The sequence below is a fragment of the Arsukibacterium sp. genome, from assembly GCF_033721375.1.
Classification (GTDB): Bacteria; Pseudomonadota; Gammaproteobacteria; order Enterobacterales; family Alteromonadaceae; genus Alishewanella.
The window spans coordinates 80,948-99,396 of sequence record NZ_JAWWAP010000001.1; the positions used below are offsets into that span (position 1 = coordinate 80,948).

The following is an 18,449-nucleotide window of genomic DNA, read 5'->3' on the forward strand; positions in this document are numbered from 1 at the left end:
TTAATTACCGCAAGACGTTTTCTTATAAGCATTTTGGATAGGGTTTCAGCTGTTAATGAGTTTTATTACATTTTTACCGCGGATTAAACACCAGCAGGATCAAATCAGTTGGGGCCAGTTGCATGGTGCAGCGCTGCCCTATGCCATTGCGCAACTGGTGCAGGCACAACCTGTCGTCTATCTATTAGTGGTGCCCGATACCCCCAGTGCACTGCGACTGGAACAGGAACTGGCGGTATTTCTGCAAGACAGTAGCTGCCCGGTGTTAACCCTGCCCGATTGGGAAACCTTGCCTTACGACGTATTTTCGCCGCACCAGGATATTATTTCCCAGCGCCTGAAAACCCTCTATCAGCTTCCCAGATTAACCCATGGTCTGGTTATCGTTCCGGTCAGTACCCTGCTGTTAAAAATAAGCCAGCGCAATTATTTGGAGCAAGCCAGCTTTCTGATTAAGCAGGGCCAGCAGGTCGACTTAACCGCATTAAAATTACAGCTGACCGCCGTTGGCTACCGGGCTGTCGATCAGGTAATGGAGCATGGTGAGTTTTCAGCCCGTGGTTCTTTACTTGATTTGTATCCGATGGGCTGCAGCCTGCCGTTTCGGATCGACTTTTTTGATAATGAAGTTGACGGTATCCGCACCTTTGACCCCGATAATCAGCGCAGCTTAACTCAGGTGAATGCCATAGAGCTGCTGCCTGCCCATGAGTTTCCAACCGATAAAGCGGCTATTGAACGGTTCCGGCTACGCTACCGGGAACGTTTTGCCGCCCGTAATGAGAAAGAGTCATTATACCAGCAGGTCACCCAGGGTATTTTTCCGGCCGGCATTGAGTATTATTTACCGTTGTTTGCTGAGCAGACTGCCAGCTTATTCAGTTTTCTGCCGCCAGAATGTATTGCCTTAACATTCGGCGACATTGAACACAGCGCCAATCAGTTCTGGCATGAATTAAAACGCCGTTACCATGACCGCGCTATTGATACCATGCGCCCGGTGTTGCAGCCGCAGGAGCTTTACCTGCAAACGGATGAATTGTTCAGTGAGTTAAACAACTTCAGCCGGCTAAAGCTCAGCCGCGCCACCCTGCCTGAAAAATCCGGCCAGGCCAACGCCCCCGTCGCCGCGCTGCCAGAGCTGAATATCCAGCATCAGTTGAAGCAGCCGCTAAGTCTGCTCAGCGAGTTTTTACTGACCTTAAAACAACAAAATGGCCGGGCGATATTCTTTGTTGAGAGCGAAGGCCGGCGGGAAAGCCTGCATCAGCTGTTTAACAAAGCCGGCATCCGGGCCCCTGAAATCAATAAACTGGCCGACTTTTCCAGCAGTGATGCAGATGTAGTAATGCTGGTCGGTGCCCTGGAGCAAGGTGCCCTTATCAGCACCACACCGCCACTGGCGCTGATTAGCGAAAATGAGCTGTTTGGTCAGAAAATCAGTCAGCGCCGGCGGCGCAAAAAAAGCCAGCAGGTTTCCTCCGATACTATTATCCGTAACCTGGCAGAGCTTAGTGAAGGCCAGCCAGTGGTGCATTTGCAGCATGGCGTGGGCCGTTATCAGGGGTTGCAGGTGCTGGACGCAGCCGGCATTAGTGCTGAATTTGTTACTATTGAATATGCTGGCAGCAGCAAGCTGTATGTACCGGTGTCATCGCTGCACCTGCTCAGTCGTTATTCCGGCAGCGATCAGGATCATGCGCCACTGCATAAACTGGGTAATGATACCTGGGAAAAGGCCCGGCGCAAAGCAGCAGAGAAAATCCGCGATGTCGCGGCCGAGTTGCTCGATGTCTATGCTCAGCGGGCCGCGCATCAGGGCTATGCGTTTAACATCGATCAGGAACAGTATGCCGCCTTTGCTGACAGTTTTCCGTTTGAGGAAACCGCTGATCAGCAGGATGCCATCACTGCCGTGCTGAACGATATGCAAACCCCGCAGCCAATGGATCGGCTGGTTTGCGGTGACGTTGGTTTTGGTAAAACTGAAGTGGCAATGCGGGCGGCCTTTATTGCCGTTAACGATGGCAAGCAGGTGGCAATCCTGGTACCTACTACGCTGCTGGCCCAGCAGCATTTTGACAATTTTAAAGACCGCTTTGCCAACTGGCCGGTGCGGGTTGAAGTGCTGTCGCGCTTTGTCAGCCCGAAACAGCAAAAAGCCATTTTAGAAGATGTCACTAATGGTAAAGTGGATATTCTGATTGGTACCCACAAACTGTTGCAGGATGACATTAAACTGCACGATCTGGGTTTATTGATTGTTGATGAAGAACACCGTTTTGGGGTGCGGCAGAAAGAAAAAATCAAGGCCCTGAGGGCCAATATTGATATTCTAACCCTGACGGCGACCCCCATTCCACGCACCTTAAATATGTCGATGTCGGGCATGCGCGATCTGTCGATTATTGCCACACCACCGGCAAAACGGCTGGCGGTAAAAACCTTTGTCCGCGAATTTGAAGCGGGCCTGCTGCGCGAAGCGGTGATGCGGGAAATACTGCGTGGTGGCCAGGTCTATTTTTTACATAATGACGTAGCCAGCATTGAGAAAATGGCCGCCGATCTGGCTGAACTGGTCCCGGAAGCCAATATTGCTATCGCCCATGGTCAGCTACGCGAACGTGACTTAGAACGGATAATGGCCGATTTTTATCACCAGCGGTTTAATCTGCTATTGTGTTCAACCATTATTGAAACCGGTATCGATGTGCCAACGGCCAATACCATTATTATTAACCGTGCCGATAACTTTGGCCTTGCTCAGTTACACCAATTGCGCGGCAGGGTTGGCCGCTCGCATCATCAGGCGTACGCCTACTTACTAACACCGCCACCGAAACGGCTGAGTAAAGACGCTGAAAAACGGCTGGAGGCGATTTCTTCGCTGGAAGATTTGGGCGCCGGTTTTGCCCTGGCGACCCACGATCTGGAAATCCGCGGCGCCGGTGAGTTATTAGGGGATGAGCAAAGCGGTCAGATTGAAACCATTGGTTTTACGTTATACATGGATATGCTGGAAGAAGCGGTAACAGCATTAAAAGAAGGGCGGCAGCCCAGTCTGGATATGATGCTGAGCCAGCAAAGCGAAATTGACTTAAAAATTCCGGCACTGCTACCGGACAGCTATATCCCTGATGTAAACTTACGCCTGTCATTTTATAAAAAACTGGCCAGTGCCAAAGATGAAACCGAGCTGGATGAAGTTCAGGTCGAACTAATTGACCGTTTTGGCCTGCTACCCGATGCTGCAAAAAATCTGGTTCAACTGACCGAGTTTAAACAACAGGCACAAGCGCTTGGTATCAGGCGGATTGAAGCCAATGCTAAGGGCGGTCTGATAGAATTTGCCGACAAAACCCGGGTTGCACCGGCTTATATTATTGGTCTTATTCAACAACAAAGCCGGATATTTAAGCTTGAAGGTGGTCAGAAGCTTCGCTTTACCATTGCCAGTCCTGATGCTAAAGACCGGCTGGCCCTGGTTGCCAATATGCTGGCTGATTTCAGCCAGCATCAGCTGGAGAAATCATGAAAAAAATACTGGTACACAGCCTGAAAGCCGTTACTAACACTATGCCTGTTATGGTAAAAACAGGACTGGCAGCACTGCTGCTTTCTGTCAGTAGTCTTGCCGCAGCTAACACCAGCGCTGCTGAACGTTGGTTTGAAGTTGAACTTATTGTGTTCAGCCCGGCCCGCAGTGCTGACTTAAAAGAACAGTTTGATAATGAAGTGACCCCCATTCGTCTTAGTAACAGTTTTGATTTGGTCACCACTCACTATCAGCCCGACATCAGCTCTCTGCTTCGGGCTTTACCACTGTGCGATACCACAGCCGCGGCACCCGTTCCACTGTTGCCGGCGGTGCTGCGAAGCTGGCAGCAATGGCAACCTCCGTTCCACCCGATACTTTGCCTGAGCGAAGTACAACCGCCCGCCTGGCACCGTGTTACATTATTTCCCGAGCGTCTGGTTAATAACCAGCTGCCTATGCCCGACAGCTTGCCGGCACAACTGGCTGGCAAGTCTGAGCAGCATCAGCCTGTACCTTATCTGGCTCCTCGTTCTGCATTTGCACTAACCGAGCTCGCCACCAAAATCAGCCGTCAGCCAAATCAGACGCTGCTGCTGCATACGGTATGGCGTCAGGCACCGGTAACAGAAAAACTTGCTGTGCCCAGCCGCTGGTTTGCCGGTGCTAATTATTCCGAATTAACAGACTACTGGGGCCGGGATCGCAACCAGACAGCGACAGATAACGCGGCAGCAACAGCGCTGACATTATTTCAAAACGAGCAACAGCATGATCTGTTCAGTACAATTGATACCCTGCTCGACCAACTGAATGCTGCCGGCAAACTGGAACCCTTGCCAGATCAGCAACAACAGCTTCCTCAGTTAAGTGACAGTCTGTCTAATTTGCCTGACTATGTCTGGCAACTTGATGGTCTGTTTAAATTGCACCTGGATCACTATCTGTTTGTAAATACCGATTTTAATCTGCGACGTTTTGCAGCTGATGGCATGCAAAGTATTAATGTTAAACAAAGTCGGCGGGTAATTAGTGGTGAGCTGCATTATCTGGATCATCCGTATCTTGGCATGGTTATTCAAATCAGAAGGTTCCAGCCTCCTGAGCCGGAAGCCAAAGCTGATACAGCAGCCGAGCCGCTGCGCCAAAACGGTGATATTCCTTAGCCAGATAACCAACAGCAGCGCAGAAAAATGTAAAAACCCTGACGTGGCAGTTGCTTTATTTAATAAAGGTACTAAACTAGCGACCTGGTTACATATTTACACAAATAACAACGGGTAAGTAACATAGATTTTTCTTACATTACCCCTACCCGTTAACCACAGTCAGAGATCAATGGACGATTTAAACTTAAATCCTGAATTTACACCCGGACACTATGTGCTGTTGTTACTGTTGCTGATCTTTGCCAGTGCAGGCAGTACGCTGTTTTCCTGGTTGCTGCCGCAGGCTGCCGATAGTCTGTGGTTAGATGTATTGCCGCCACTTTTAGGCTTGTACAGCCTGATGCTGCTATTTAAAGGGCTCGGTATCATTCGTCTGCCTTCTGCTGCTGTTTACTCAGCGATTATTACCCCGATAAGCCTGGTTAGCTTTTATCAATTTATGCTGTAGCACGTTATCACAATAGAGTATGATGCGCCCCTTAGCGCTATTGAGGATAACTGATGTCAATTAACTGGTTTCCGGGCCATATGCACAAAGCCCGTAAAGAAATTGCCGAGGTAATGCCTCAGGTCGATATTATTATCGAAATGCTTGATGCCCGCATTCCATTTTCCAGCGAAAACCCGTTAGTACCGCAGCTACGTGGCAACACCCCTTGTATAAAAGTGCTGAATAAAGCTGATTTAGCCGATCCGGCACTGACCGCAGTCTGGGTGGCTCATTTTGAACAACAAAGCGGTATCCGCGCAATCCCCATCAGCCAGCAACACCCAGAGCAAATTAAAGCGTTGTTAAAATTGTGCAATGAGATGCTGCCAGAGCGCAATCTTGATATCCGACCTGCCCGTGCCATGATCATGGGCATTCCGAATGTCGGCAAATCTACGTTAATTAATACCCTGGCCGGGCGCACCATCGCCAAAACCGGCAACGAAGCCGGCGTCACCAAAGCCCAGCAACGAATTAAGCTGGAAAATAACGTTATTTTAACCGATACCCCCGGTTTTTTATGGCCGAAGCTCAGCCCACCAACCTGTGGCTACCGGCTGGCCGTTACCGGCGCGATAAAAGATACAGTATTTGAATACGCTGATATTGCGATGTTTGCCGCTGACTATTTACTGCAGGCTTACCCAAATGAAGTGATGCAGCGTTTTGACCTGACCGAACAGCCAGACAGCGATCTGGCGCTACTGGACGCCATTGGGGTGCGCCGGGGCTGTATGCGCAAAGGCGGCGTGGTCGATTTGGAAAAAGCCGGTACGATTCTGATCACCGAGTTGCGCGCCGGTAACCTCGGTCCGGTTACCCTGGAAACGCCTGATATGGTTAGTCAGGAGCAAATAGATGCCAAAGCTGAAGAAGCCGCTAAGTCGAAAGACAAAGCTGAACGCGAAGCCGAACGCAAGCGCAAAGCACAGCGTAAATACCGCTAACGATGGATGAACACCTGGTTTGCTTATTCCTGGCGTTCGTCCCGGCAGTTTTCTTGGATTAATTCCAATTCTATCGTGGTATGCGCTAAATCAAAGGGCTCCAAAGCGTTTGCAATGCGTTGTTTAATCTCAGCATAACCAGTGGCATTAAAATCACTGCCGATGTCTGTTACCAAATGTGCTGTCAGCACATGATGTTCACCGTCCAGTGACCACAAGTGCAGATGATGGATGCTTTGCAGCGCATCGATATCCAGTAAGGTGCGTTCAATTTGTTGCTGTAGTGCCTTATCTGGGGCAGCCTGTAAAAACAGACGTGCAGTGGCACTGAGGTTACGCAATACATTTACCAGAATAAACAAAGTAAAGCCTATTGACAGCAGTGGGTCGAGAATGGGCCAGTGGACAAATTGCAGGATAATGGCAACAACAAGTACTGCCAGCCAGCCTAACACGTCTTCCAGTAAATGCCAGTTCAGTACTTTTTCGTTAAGGGTTTTGCCTTTACTCAGCCGATACGCAGCAAAACCATTCACTACCACCCCTAATACCGCCAATGCCAGCATTCCTTCAGTAACCGGCATCACAGGATTTGCCAGCCTCGGTATCGCTTCAGATAATACCCATAGCGAGCCACCTACCAGCACCAGGCTGTTAATTAAAGCGCCAAATAGCGACAACCGGCGATAGCCATAAGTGAATTCTCGACTTGCCGAACTACGTCCCAATCTGTTCAATAGCCAGGCACTGCCAATTGACAGGCTATCACCCAAATCATGCACGGCATCGGCCATAATGGCTGTACTGTTTGTTAACCAGCCGCCGACAAATTCGATAATAGTAAAACTGACATTCAGAAAAAACGCCAATGCCAGGCGCTTATCGCTATCATCTTGATGAGAGGACTGCTGTTGCTGATGGTGCTGATGCATTTAATTCTCCTGCAGACGCACTAATAGTGATGATGACCGCAACAAAGCGGCTTGTCGTAATGCAGCAATAACGCTAACATGGCACGATCTCAACGAGGGCTTTATGACAGGTCGAACTTCAGGCTTATTACTATTATTACTGATAATGCTTAATCATGCCGTTATGGCATGTGATGCATTGGTAGTACATATGCCTGATCATGACCATTCCTTTATCAGCCTGACCGATAGCCATAATCTGCCTGAAATCAGCCGGCGTGTGGCTGAGCCAGGCGTTGAGCCCGCGACTGAATCTGCCACTCAATCTGTCACTGTCCAAAGTAATGAGCATTTGAATGAGCAGCATAGCGAGCACGCTCATGTTACCTGCTATATTTCATTTTTTTATGGTATTGAGCTGCTTAATTTTACCAATAGCGTTGTAACAAGCAGCACTCCTGCTTTAAATCCTGTCAGCTACAGCCCTCCGGTACCGCCACCAAACGCCTGATCCTGCGATTTATCATTTTTAATACCGATTAATTAACAGGAGCATACCGATGCGTATGACATTTTTGCTGCCGGTTTTGCTGGCGGCTGCAAGCTATTCTGCTGTGCTTCGGGCAGAACAACGGCAAACCCTAACATTGCCTCAGGCGCTACAACGTACGTTGCAACATGACTCAACACTGCAAGGATTCCCCTATCATCTGCGAATGGCTGAAGCTCAGCAGCTTCAGGCTGCCATTTCCCCCAACCCGGAACTGGATGTCTCGCTGGAGAATGTGCTGGGCACAGGCGAGCAACGTGGTGTCAGCGCTGCTGAACTTACCCTAAGCTTAAGTCAGCAAATTGAACTTGGCCAGAAACGGGAACACCGGGTAGAACTGGCGCAACGGCAAAGCCAGCTGCAACGCGACAATTATGAACTGGCCAGACTGGATGCGCTGGCAGAAACAACATTGCACTATGTTGAATCATTAACCTGGCAGCAATTGCAACAATGGGCCAGCGCAAAAATCAGCCGGCAACAGGCGCTGCTGGCGATGGCAGAACAACGTAGCAAAGCGGGGAACCTGCTGGACGCTGATATCAGCCGGATAAAACTGCGCCTGATCCGAAGCCAGCTTGAACTGGCTGATATTCGTCAGGCAGCTGCCAATAGCCACTACCGTCTGGCAGCCAGATGGCATGCCGCTCCTGACTTTGCTGCAGTGACCGGCGATTTGAGCTTACTGCCGCAAATACCTGCACTACCCGCTTTGCAACAGCAACTGCAGCAAAGCGCTGCCTTACAACGGCACCTTAGCCTGCAACGTATTGCTGAGTCGAAACTGCGTCTGACCAGAGCTAACAGCCAGTCTAATGTTCGCTTGTCAGCAGGAATAAAACGAAACCAGGCTAATAACGACACCGGTCTGGTGTTTGGTCTGAGCATGCCGCTGATGCTAACAGATCCCTACAACGGGGAGCGCCAGGCACAAGCTGCAGATCTGGCGCTCCAGACCAGACAGCAGGAACTTGCTGTTAGTGAACTGTCATTGCTGGTACAGCAGCAATGGCAGGCGTTGCAACACCTGCGTGCTGAAGTTGCAGCCATTGATACCCTGCTGCTGCCCGAAGCAAGAAAGCTGCAGCAAACCAGCCTGAACAGTTATCAGCAAGGCCAGCTGGACCTGTTAAGTCTGTTATCTGCTGAAGACGAGCTGGCGCAAGCAGAATATGACTTAATCCAGAGCCAGAGCCGTTTTCATCTTACTCTGCTGGAGTTAGAACGTCTGACAGGCCAGCCAATAATATTGACAACCACGGCGCCTGTCGCTGCATCGGAGCACCCCTATGAATAAAACACTAACATTAGCAGTCAGCATGCTGGCGATGTTCCTGGTATTGTTCTTCACCACGGCACAGGCCGCAGGCGAACATGATGAGCATGGCGCTGAACATGCCGCAGAACAACCAGAGGGTCCGCATGGCGGCAGATTGTTAACTGAAGCTGATTTTGCAGTGGAAGTGACCCTGTTCGAAACTGGCATACCACCGGAAATGCGGCTGTATGCCTTTGTTAACGACAAGCAGGTTGCGCCTGATGAGCTAACGGCTAGCGTTACGCTGCACCGGCTGGATGGCCAACAGGATAACATCCGGTTTAGTCCGGAGCAGGATTATCTGGTTGGAGATATCAGTATTGCCGAGCCTCACTCGTTTAGCGTCGATATTACCGTTAATTACCAGGACCGCCAATATCACTGGCATTATGATAATTTTGAAGGGCGGGTTGAACTGAATGAGCGGATTTTGCCGTTAACAGGCATTGATACAGCTATTGCCAAAGCACAGGTGCTGACTCAGAAAACCCACTTATTTGGCGTGATCAGTAGCCCGCCAACCGCTCAGTTCCAGGTAAAAGTGCCCTACCCCGGCACGCTGACCGAGGTATTAGTGCAGCAAGGTGATTTGGTTCGTAAAGGCCAGCGAATCGCCAGTATCCGCAACGCCGCAACCTTCAAACAATACGATATTGTCTCGCCGGCAAACGGCATCATTACTGACCGTTTTTTTAACAGCAATGAACTGATCCGTGAAGAAGTACTGTTTACCCTTGTTGATTACAGCGAGGTATATGTCGAATTATCTGCTTTTCCCAACGATATCGCGCAGTTACGAGTCGGCATGCCGGTTTCTGTATTCAGTTTACATCACGGTCAAAGCGCCAAGAGCAGCATAAGTTACATTGCTCCGCAAATGACCGAAGGTCATATTGCCCGAATGCGGGCGGTAATAGATAACAGCAGTGGGTACTGGCGGCCGGGCATGCATATCAAAGCAGAAGTACTTACAGCAACGATACCGGTTGAACTGGCTGTACAGAAACAAGCTATCCAGCGCTATCGCGATATGCCTGTGGTATTTGCCCGCTATGGCAATATTTTTGAAGTACGAATGCTGCAGTTTGGCCGTGAAGATGATGAATATATAGAAGTAACTGCAGGGCTGAAACCAGGTACTGAATATGCCACAGTCAACAGCTTTGTATTAAAGGCCGACGTGCTTAAATCCGGCGCCAGCCATCATCATTAGGAGTGCGCCATGATTGACATACTATTAAAGTTTGCCCTGAAGCGCCGCTATCTTGTGCTGGGGCTAACCCTGCTGCTTATCGTGGCCGGTATTTATAATGCTCAGCGCCTGCCTATGGATGCTGTGCCCGATATTACTAACGTTCAGGTACAAATTAACACTGCGGCGCCTGGCTATTCGCCACTGGAAGCTGAACAAAGGCTGACAGTGATCATTGAAAATGCGATGGCTGGTTTACCCAGGCTGCAATACAGCCGATCGCTATCACGCTATGGTATGTCACAGGTAACGGTTGTCTTTAACGACGGAACCGACATTTACTGGGCACGCCAGCAGGTATCAGAACGGTTACAGGCAGTAAGGTCGATGCTGCCTGCAGATACCAACCCGACGCTGGGCCCTGTTGCTACCGGCCTTGGTGAAATCTTTATGTATACGGTAACCGCGCTGCCCGGTACGTTGAAAGACGATGGCACGGCTTACAATGCAGAAAATCTGCGAACGCTGCAGGATTGGGTTATTAAGCCACAGTTGGTCAATGTCAAAGGTGTGACCGAAGTTAATACCATTGGTGGCTACCTGCGCCAGTATCAGGTGGCGCCTGATCCGGCCAGGCTGATAGCCTTTAAATTGACAGTGGATGATATTGCCCAAGCCCTGAACCGTAACAATAACAATGTTGGTGCTGGCTATATCGAACAACGGGGTGAGCAGTGGCTGGTTCGCTCCCCCGGCCAATTGCAAAACCTGGACGATATCAGAAAGTTGATTATCGCAAAGCGGGATGATGCACCGGTTCGATTACAGGATGTCGCCGATGTGTATTTTGGTAAGGAGCTGCGAACCGGTGCTGCCAGCCTGAATGGTGAAGAGACAGTACTGGGTACCGTGTTTATGCTTATGGGTGAAAATAGTCGCACTGTCGCCCGTGCGGTGGCTGAAAAGCTTAAAGAAGTTAACCGTTCCTTACCGGACGGTATCAGCGCCAATGTGGTTTATAACCGCACTACCCTGGTAGACAGAACTATTGCTACAGTTCAGAAAAATCTGTTTGAAGGTGCGGTACTGGTTATCGTCGTGTTGTTTATATTTCTGGGTAATTTCCGAGCCGCACTTATTACCGCGCTGGTTATTCCACTTAGCATGTTGTTTGCGATAAGCGGTATGGCTATCAATAAAGTCAGTGGCAACCTGATGAGCTTAGGAGCTATCGATTTTGGCTTACTGGTCGATGGCTCTGTCATTGTAGTGGAAAACTGCCTGCGCCGGCTAGGGTTGGCCCAGCACAAGACAGGCCGGCTGCTAACCCTTGATGAGCGTTTAAGTGAAGTATATCAGGCTACCCGTGAGGTTTTTACTCCGGCGGTGTTTGGCGTACTAATAATTATGTTGGTATTCCTGCCTGTTTTCGCCCTGAGTGGTGTTGAAGGTAAAATGTTTCATCCAATGGCTTTTACTGTTATTGCGGCGTTGGCAGGTGCAGTGCTACTGGCAATTACTTTTGTCCCGGCAGCCGTCGCCATTTTTGTCCGGGGCAGAGTCAAAGAACAGGATTCGGCGCTGATGCGCACATTAAAAAATGGTTACTCGGCAGTGCTCAGGCAGAGCCTGCGTCATTCAGTGTTGTTTATCAGCGGTGCGCTGCTGATTATGGCTGGCATATTCTGGCAAGGCAGTAAACTCGGTAGCGAATTTATGCCGCAACTGGATGAAGGCGATATTGCGTTGCACGCACTGAGAATACCGGGTACCGGCTTAAACCAGTCACTGCAAATGCAACTGCTGCTGGAGCAGGAAATTGCTGCCCTGCCTCAGGTGGAGCGGGTGTTCAGTAAGCTGGGAACGGCAGAGATTGCCACTGATCCAATGCCACCCAATGTAGCGGATACGTTTGTCATGCTTAAGCCCACATCTCAGTGGCCCGATCCCGCCATGAGTAAAGCAGAGTTTATTGCGTTGTTACGTAAGACTGTTGCAGCAGTGCCTGGCAATAATTATGAGTTCACCCAGCCAATTGAGATGCGCTTTAACGAGTTGATTGCCGGGGTGCGCAGTGATGTTGCCCTGCGAATTTATGGCGATGATTTAACTGAGCTCGCCATGCTTGCTGAGCAAGCGGCGGCGTTACTGGCGACAGTGCCGGGTGCAATTGATGTCCGGATGGAACAGGCAACCGGCTTGCCAATGTTATCAATTGAACCCGATCGGGAGCATCTGGCATTACTGGGTATTGATGTAGCCACCGTGCAACATACTATTCAGACCATGGTCGGCGGCGCCCAGGCTGGCCTTATTTACGAAGGTGATAAAGCCTTTTCTTTAATCATAAGAGCTGATGAAAACTTAAGAAGCGACCCGCAGCAATTAAAACGACTACCGGTCGCACTGCCTGGCATGTCGGACAATAGTACCGAGTTAACCTATGTACCGCTTGGCGAGGTCACCCATTTCAACGAGATTAATGCCCCGAACCAGATAAACCGGCAAAGTGCTAAACGCAATATCGTGGTCAGCGCTAACGTATCAGAGCGTGATCTTGGCAGTTTTATCAGTGAAACCAAGCAGTTAATGAATGATAAGCTTGACCTGCCAGCCGGATACTGGTTGGGTTACGGTGGCACTTTTGAGCAACTGCAATCGGCATCCAACCGGTTGATGTGGATAGTGCCACTGACTTTACTGATGATATTTGGCTTGCTATTCAGTGCATTAAACTCAGCAAAAGATGCATTAGTGGTATTTAGCGGCGTACCGCTGGCACTAACCGGCGGCTTTGCCGCGCTTATGCTGCGCGATATACCGCTGTCTATTTCTGCTGCGGTAGGCTTTATTGCCCTGTCGGGTATTGCGGTACTTAACGGCGTGGTGATGCTGGCCATGATTAAGCAATTGCGTGATCAGGGACTGGCATTACAAAAGGCGATTCAGCAAGGCGCGGTGCAGCGGTTAAGGCCAGTATTAATGACCGCGCTAGTCGCCAGCCTTGGCTTTGTGCCGATGGCCTTTAACAGCGGTACCGGCGCAGAAGTGCAACGACCACTGGCTACAGTCGTTATTGGCGGTATTATTTCTGCCACCTTACTGACCCTGGTATTGTTACCGGCACTTTATAAGCTGGTACATCGCAAAACCGCTTAGTTCGAGATTTATTAAACAATAACAGCAACTGTCGCCGCTATTCCAATACCGGCTGCAGTTGCTGCTGATACTCGGTAAATTTCGCCTGCTGCTCTGGCTCCAGCTCTGCATGTTGCAACTGAGTACAGACACTTTTAGCAAAGGCTTTGTTGCCTTCATCCAGTGGTTCCTGGCTGCGCAGTGCCACCAGTACTTTCAGAATGTTCAGTGCTACATTCATATTATTCGGGGTAAGTGAGAACGCCTGTTCCAGTGAATTGAGCGCAGCATGAAATTTATTGCGCTTAAAAAACTCAACTGCCATCCGGTTTAACTGCTGGGGGGTAAAATGCACCGCAGTGCGCTCTGCCGCCTCCTGTTCAATGTACTTGCCTACCACCTGGTTTGTCAGGCCGGTACCGGAAATCTGTCGTTTTATTGCATCCAGTAGTGATACCGCCTCTTCGCGCCGGCCCAGTTCGTGCAGCGCCTTAACTTTATCAAGGTTGTCCTCAACCGAGGTCGTTGGCCGTAAACTCAAATGATTATCAACAATGCTCTCGGCTTTGGTCCGCTCTTCCCTGGCGGTATGCAAACGGGCACGAACCACTAAAAACTGTTCTTTCAGTTGATTGGCAAGCGGCAACTGCTTTTCCAGCTCAGTTAATAGTATCTCTGCCTGATTAAGCACTTTGACCGCATCCGCTTTATCCAGCGTGGTAGCATAATCAATGCCCGAACGTACAACATTCAGCCGCAGCAACGGTGAGTCATGAATCGAATTTCTGGCATATTTTGCCATGGCAATCGTAGCCTGATACTGGCCGGCATGATCATGATTGAGCCGGGCTAAATCGAGCAGCCGCTTGTTACGCTCAATATTTCGTGGTGCCAGCTGACTGGCTTTCTTAATTTCGGTATAGGCTTGCTGGAAATCCTGCTTGCCAATGTAGTAATGCGCCAGCATATCGTAGGTGGCAAAACGGGTATCGGTTTTATCAGTCAGTTGCTGCAGCAATGCCTGGATATCAGCCAGTTTATCCTGTTCCAGTAAGGCTTTAATGTAGCCCAGATAAACCCAGGATATTTTGTGAGTTTGTAGCAGGTTGTTATAGTAAACAGCGGCGTCTGCAAACTCGCGCAAATGCAGCAAGCACTCGCCTTTCAGCCGTTTCATTTGCATATGATACTTACTCAGTCCTGTATTAAGTAAATGCCGCTCTGCGAAATAAATGGCTTTGCTGTAGTCCTGACCGTCAATGGCCTGATACACATTAAACAGGGTTCGCTTTATCTCCAGCGTCACCGGCAACCGGTTCTGGACATGTTTGCTGCTTAACGGTTTAACCCAGAAATCATCAGGTTGCAATTCGACAATACTGTTGACCAAATGCTCGCTGGTTTCCGCGCTCAGAAAAATCAGCACCGTGCATTTGGTCACATAACGTTTGAATTTCAGCTCTTCGAGTAAATGAAAGCCATCTTTGTCACTTTTAACATTAAAAGCGCAAATTACCACATGAAAGGTCGTTTGCTCGCATAAACGCAGTGCGTAATAGGCGTTCTCGGCACACTTAACATTTGCAATGCCAAGCTCAAACAGCGACGCTTTAATGACGTTCTGCACCAGTACCTGATCATCAATAATCAGCACATTTAATTTATCTGACGCAGTTAATTCCTGTAGTTCCATCTGGTGGTTTCTCATCCCTGCAATAGGCCGCAATACGGTGGTGGCCAGTAAATACAGTTATATTAGCAAGCGGCTATAAATGCAAAGAAAAAATCCGGCTGACAACCGGTTTTACGGTTACATGCCAGCGCTGTGGCATTAGACAATGGTTTGGATCCCTGATATTTATTTTATGCTGGCCATTGTCTGTCAGTACCGTCATCCCAAACTCCGTAGTTGTATTCTTTTCTAACCATGCCAGAGGGCTACCAGATGATTTTCCAACTTAGCATCGTTCAAGCAAGCAAAATGCTGCGAAACTTACAGCATATTCTGGATAAAGGCGCCGCCTTTGCTGCCAGCAAAAAAGTCGATATGGCCGTACTGTTAAATGCCCGCCTGGCACCGGATCAATTTCACCTTATTCGTCAGGTGCAAATTGCCTGCGATACCGCCAAGTTAGGTGCCGCCCGGCTGATAGGAAAGGTCGACAGTGCACCCAAACATGCGGATGATGAAACCACGCTGGAGCAGCTAACTCAGCGTATTAACGACACCCTGGCCTATCTTGCCAGCTTTAGCGAAGCCGATTTTGCCAATGCAGCGAGCCAGAAAGTCAGCCAGCCACGGTGGGAAGGCAAATATTTAACCGGTGAGGAGTTTTTAATCCAGCACGTATTGCCGAATATCTATTTTCATATCACCACTGCTTACGCTATTTTGCGCCACAATGGCGTCGATGTTGGTAAAAAGGATTATCTGGGCACAATGCCTTACAAATCTTAATGCGCAATGCAACACGCGACGAAACACGCGATCTAACATATAAAAACGCCGGCAAATAAGCCGGCGTTTTTATATGTGCAGCTTAGCGCTCCAGCACAATCCGATAACGGGCCTTACCGCTTTTTAAATGAGCAAGCGCCTCATTAATCTCAGAAAATTTAAAAGTCTCGACTACCGGTTTAATATTATGCTGCACGGCAAACTCCAGCATTTTTGCTATGGTGGCCGGGCTGCCGACCGGTGAACCTGACACGCTGCGCTGGGCCATAATCAAGTTAAACACACCAATATCCAGCGGCTCCAGCGTGGCGCCGACAAAATGCAGCCTGCCCTTCGGTTTTAACGTCGACAGATATAAATTCCAGTCGAGCGCGACATTAACAGTTGAAATAATAAAATTAAAACGACCGGCTGCCTGTTCAATATCAGCAGCATTGCGTGAATTAATACAGTGATGCGCGCCCAGCTCTTTTGCTTCTGCAGTTTTACTGGCGCTGGAGGTAAAAGCGGTTACTTCGCAGCCCCAGGCCCGTAAAAACTGCAACCCCAGATGTCCCAGGCCACCAATACCAATCACGGCGACTTTATCGGTAGGCTTTACATCGAACTGCACCATGGGGTTGAACACGGTAATACCGCCACAAAATAGCGGTCCGGCAGTTTTGGCATCCATACCCTCTGGCAGCGGCACTACTGCACTGGCGTTGGCCCGCACTTTATCGGCAAAGCCACCATGCCGGCCTACTATGGTGCCCTGGGCACTGGCGCATAAGTTATGATCGCCACTGCCACAGGTGCTGCACACCTGGCAGTAATCTGAATGCCAGCCAAGGCCGACCAGCTGGCCGGCTTTTAGATGGCTGACGCCCTCGCCAACCGCGGCCACCCGCCCGACCACTTCATGACCCGCCACCAGCGGAAAATGCGACATGCCCCATTCGTTATCCAGCATGGATACATCTGAGTGGCAAATGCCACAATAATCTACTGCTATCTCTACTTCATCACGGCCAAGTGCCCCAGCCTCGTATTGCCATGGCACCAGTTTGCCTCCGGCATCCATTGCAGCGTAAGCCTTTATCATGTTGTTACCTGACATAGTCCCTCCGGTTAGCTTTAATTCTTTCTGTCCTGGTTATACCACTAACAGTATTGACCAGATCTGCGACCGTGCAGGGAAATATCTGCCACTGCCTGTTTTTTAACCAGCAACACCTGTTTCTTCCGCCGCTTTCAGGTATAATCCGCCGACTTTTTTCAGGCAGCACCCATTTTAAGAGACACTATGACTGTACAAACCTTTGATCCAAGCCAGACCACGACATTGGACACCCCGGCCAAAGCATTAGCCAAGCAGGCAACGCCTGCACCTGGCCAGGGCAATACCATCGGTTTTGTGTCACTGGGCTGCCCGAAAAACCTGGTCGATTCTGAGCGAATTCTTACTCAGTTAAAAAGCGAAGGGTACAACATCGTTCCAAGCTACGACGATGCCCAGCTGGTCATTGTTAATACCTGTGGCTTTATCGATAGCGCGGTGCAGGAATCGTTAGATACGATTGGTGAAGCCTTAGCCGAAAATGGCAAAGTTATCGTTACCGGTTGCCTGGGCGCGCGGGAAGACGAAATTCGCCAGGTGCACCCCAATGTACTGGGTATCACCGGCCCGCACAGCTATGAAAACGTATTAAAGCAGGTACATGAGTTTGTACCCAAGCCAAAATACGACCCCTTTACCATGCTGGTACCGGATCACGGTGTAAAATTAACACCGAAGCATTACGCCTATTTAAAAATCTCCGAAGGCTGTAACCATCGCTGTACCTTTTGCATTATTCCGTCAATGCGCGGCGATTTAGTCAGCCGGCCGGTAGGTGAGGTGCTGGATGAAGCACAGCGCTTGAAAAATGCCGGTGTTAAAGAGCTACTGGTTATTTCGCAAGATACCAGCGCTTATGGTGTAGATGTCAAATACCGCACCGGTTTCTGGAACGGCGCGCCGGTAAAAACCTCAATGCAATCGTTATGTGAGGCTTTAGGTGAGATGGGCATTTGGGTGCGGCTACACTACGTTTACCCCTACCCGCATGTGGACGACATTATTCCATTAATGGCCGCTGGCAAAGTGCTGCCTTATCTGGATATTCCGTTTCAACATGCCAGCCCGCGCATTTTAAAACTGATGAAACGCCCCGGTCAGGCTGAGCGGGTGTTAGAGCGGATTAAAAAGTGGCGGCAAATTTGCCCTGAGCTAACCATTCGCTCAACCTTTATTGTCGGCTTCCCAGGGGAAACAGAAGAAGACTTCCAGATGCTGCTCGACTGGTTAGACGAAGCGCAGCTTGACCGCGTTGGCTGTTTCAAATACAGCCCGGTGGTGGGTGCTAAAGCAAACGAGCTTGCCGATCCGGTGCCGGACGATGTGATGGAACAGCGCTACCATCGCTTTATGCAAAAACAGCAGGCTATCAGTGCCGCCCGATTACAGGCGAAGATCGGCAAAACCATTAAAGTACTGATTGACGAAGTTGATGAAGAAGGCGCCATTGGCCGAAGCCACGCCGACGCCCCGGAAATTGACGGCGCGGTGTACTTAAACGGCTTAACCAATGTTAAACCGGGCGACATCATCGATGCCGTTGTCGAAGAAGCCGATGAGTATGACTTATGGGCGTCAATCGCTGAATAAGCGTTTATCAAAAAAAACGTAAAACAGGCAGCTTCGGCTGCCTGTTTATTTA

The 18,449-nt window shown here is 49.7% G+C and carries 13 protein-coding genes; 10 read left to right on the plus strand and 3 right to left on the minus strand.

Annotated elements, in window-relative coordinates:
- The first annotated feature begins 55 nt into the window (after window positions 1–55).
- The 4 genes from mfd (at window position 56) to ylqF (ending at window position 6,141) form a co-directional block, all read left to right on the plus strand.
- Entirely contained in the window at window positions 56–3,535 is a 3,480-nt protein-coding gene (gene mfd / locus R3187_RS00375) for a transcription-repair coupling factor (RefSeq protein ID WP_318964716.1), read from the plus strand.
- Window positions 3,532–4,701 (plus strand): CsiV family protein, encoded by a 1,170-nt coding sequence (locus R3187_RS00380; RefSeq protein WP_318964717.1) that lies wholly within the window; start codon window positions 3,532–3,534, stop codon window positions 4,699–4,701. Before mfd ends, R3187_RS00380 begins: the two co-directional genes overlap by 4 nt.
- A 172-nt stretch (window positions 4,702–4,873) precedes the next feature.
- Window positions 4,874–5,152: a hypothetical protein gene (locus R3187_RS00385; RefSeq protein ID WP_318964718.1), complete on the plus strand. Its 279-nt coding sequence runs from the start codon at window positions 4,874–4,876 to the stop codon at window positions 5,150–5,152.
- 53 nt (window positions 5,153–5,205) lie between these two features.
- A complete protein-coding gene (gene ylqF, locus R3187_RS00390; protein WP_318964719.1) occupies window positions 5,206–6,141 on the plus strand; it encodes a ribosome biogenesis GTPase YlqF in 936 nt (311 codons plus the stop codon).
- A 23-nt stretch (window positions 6,142–6,164) separates the two neighbouring features.
- On the opposite strand, the gene R3187_RS00395 is transcribed toward ylqF, so the two are convergent.
- Entirely contained in the window at window positions 6,165–7,073 is a 909-nt protein-coding gene (locus tag R3187_RS00395; RefSeq protein WP_318964720.1) for a cation diffusion facilitator family transporter, read from the minus strand.
- 103 nt (window positions 7,074–7,176) lie between these two features.
- Here R3187_RS00395 and R3187_RS00400 point away from each other — a divergent pair, with 103 nt between their 5' ends.
- Genes R3187_RS00400 through R3187_RS00415 form a run of 4 tightly spaced genes read left to right on the plus strand, consistent with a single transcriptional unit; the run spans window position 7,177 to window position 13,271 of the window.
- On the plus strand, window positions 7,177–7,563 hold the full coding sequence (locus R3187_RS00400; RefSeq protein WP_318964721.1) for a cobalt transporter: 387 nt from the start codon (window positions 7,177–7,179) through the stop codon (window positions 7,561–7,563).
- A gap of 49 nt (window positions 7,564–7,612) precedes the next feature.
- Window positions 7,613–8,899, plus strand: coding sequence for a TolC family protein (locus R3187_RS00405; RefSeq protein ID WP_318964722.1), 1,287 nt, complete (start codon window positions 7,613–7,615; stop codon window positions 8,897–8,899).
- The gene (locus R3187_RS00410; protein WP_318964723.1) at window positions 8,892–10,133 is read left to right on the plus strand and encodes an efflux RND transporter periplasmic adaptor subunit; all 1,242 of its coding nucleotides are present in this window, start codon (window positions 8,892–8,894) and stop codon (window positions 10,131–10,133) included. The genes R3187_RS00405 and R3187_RS00410 overlap by 8 nt, the downstream gene beginning before the upstream one ends.
- A gap of 9 nt (window positions 10,134–10,142) precedes the next feature.
- On the plus strand, window positions 10,143–13,271 hold the full coding sequence (locus R3187_RS00415; RefSeq protein WP_318964724.1) for a CusA/CzcA family heavy metal efflux RND transporter: 3,129 nt from the start codon (window positions 10,143–10,145) through the stop codon (window positions 13,269–13,271).
- Between the two features lie 37 nt (window positions 13,272–13,308).
- Here R3187_RS00415 and R3187_RS00420 read toward each other — a convergent pair whose 3' ends face one another.
- Window positions 13,309–14,943 (minus strand): response regulator, encoded by a 1,635-nt coding sequence (locus R3187_RS00420; protein WP_318964725.1) that lies wholly within the window; start codon window positions 14,941–14,943, stop codon window positions 13,309–13,311.
- 252 nt (window positions 14,944–15,195) lie between these two features.
- On the opposite strand from R3187_RS00420, the gene R3187_RS00425 reads away from it, so the two are divergent.
- Complete coding sequence (locus R3187_RS00425; protein WP_318964726.1) at window positions 15,196–15,708, plus strand: DUF1993 domain-containing protein; 513 nt, start codon at window positions 15,196–15,198, stop codon at window positions 15,706–15,708.
- Window positions 15,709–15,790: 82 nt separating this feature from the next.
- On the opposite strand, the gene ahr is transcribed toward R3187_RS00425, so the two are convergent.
- Window positions 15,791–16,807, minus strand: a complete 1,017-nt coding sequence (ahr, locus tag R3187_RS00430; RefSeq protein WP_318964727.1) for an NADPH-dependent aldehyde reductase Ahr — start codon at window positions 16,805–16,807, stop codon at window positions 15,791–15,793.
- A 186-nt stretch (window positions 16,808–16,993) separates the two neighbouring features.
- Here ahr and rimO point away from each other — a divergent pair, with 186 nt between their 5' ends.
- Complete coding sequence (gene rimO / locus R3187_RS00435; protein ID WP_318964728.1) at window positions 16,994–18,397, plus strand: 30S ribosomal protein S12 methylthiotransferase RimO; 1,404 nt, start codon at window positions 16,994–16,996, stop codon at window positions 18,395–18,397.
- Window positions 18,398–18,449 lie beyond the last annotated feature (52 nt).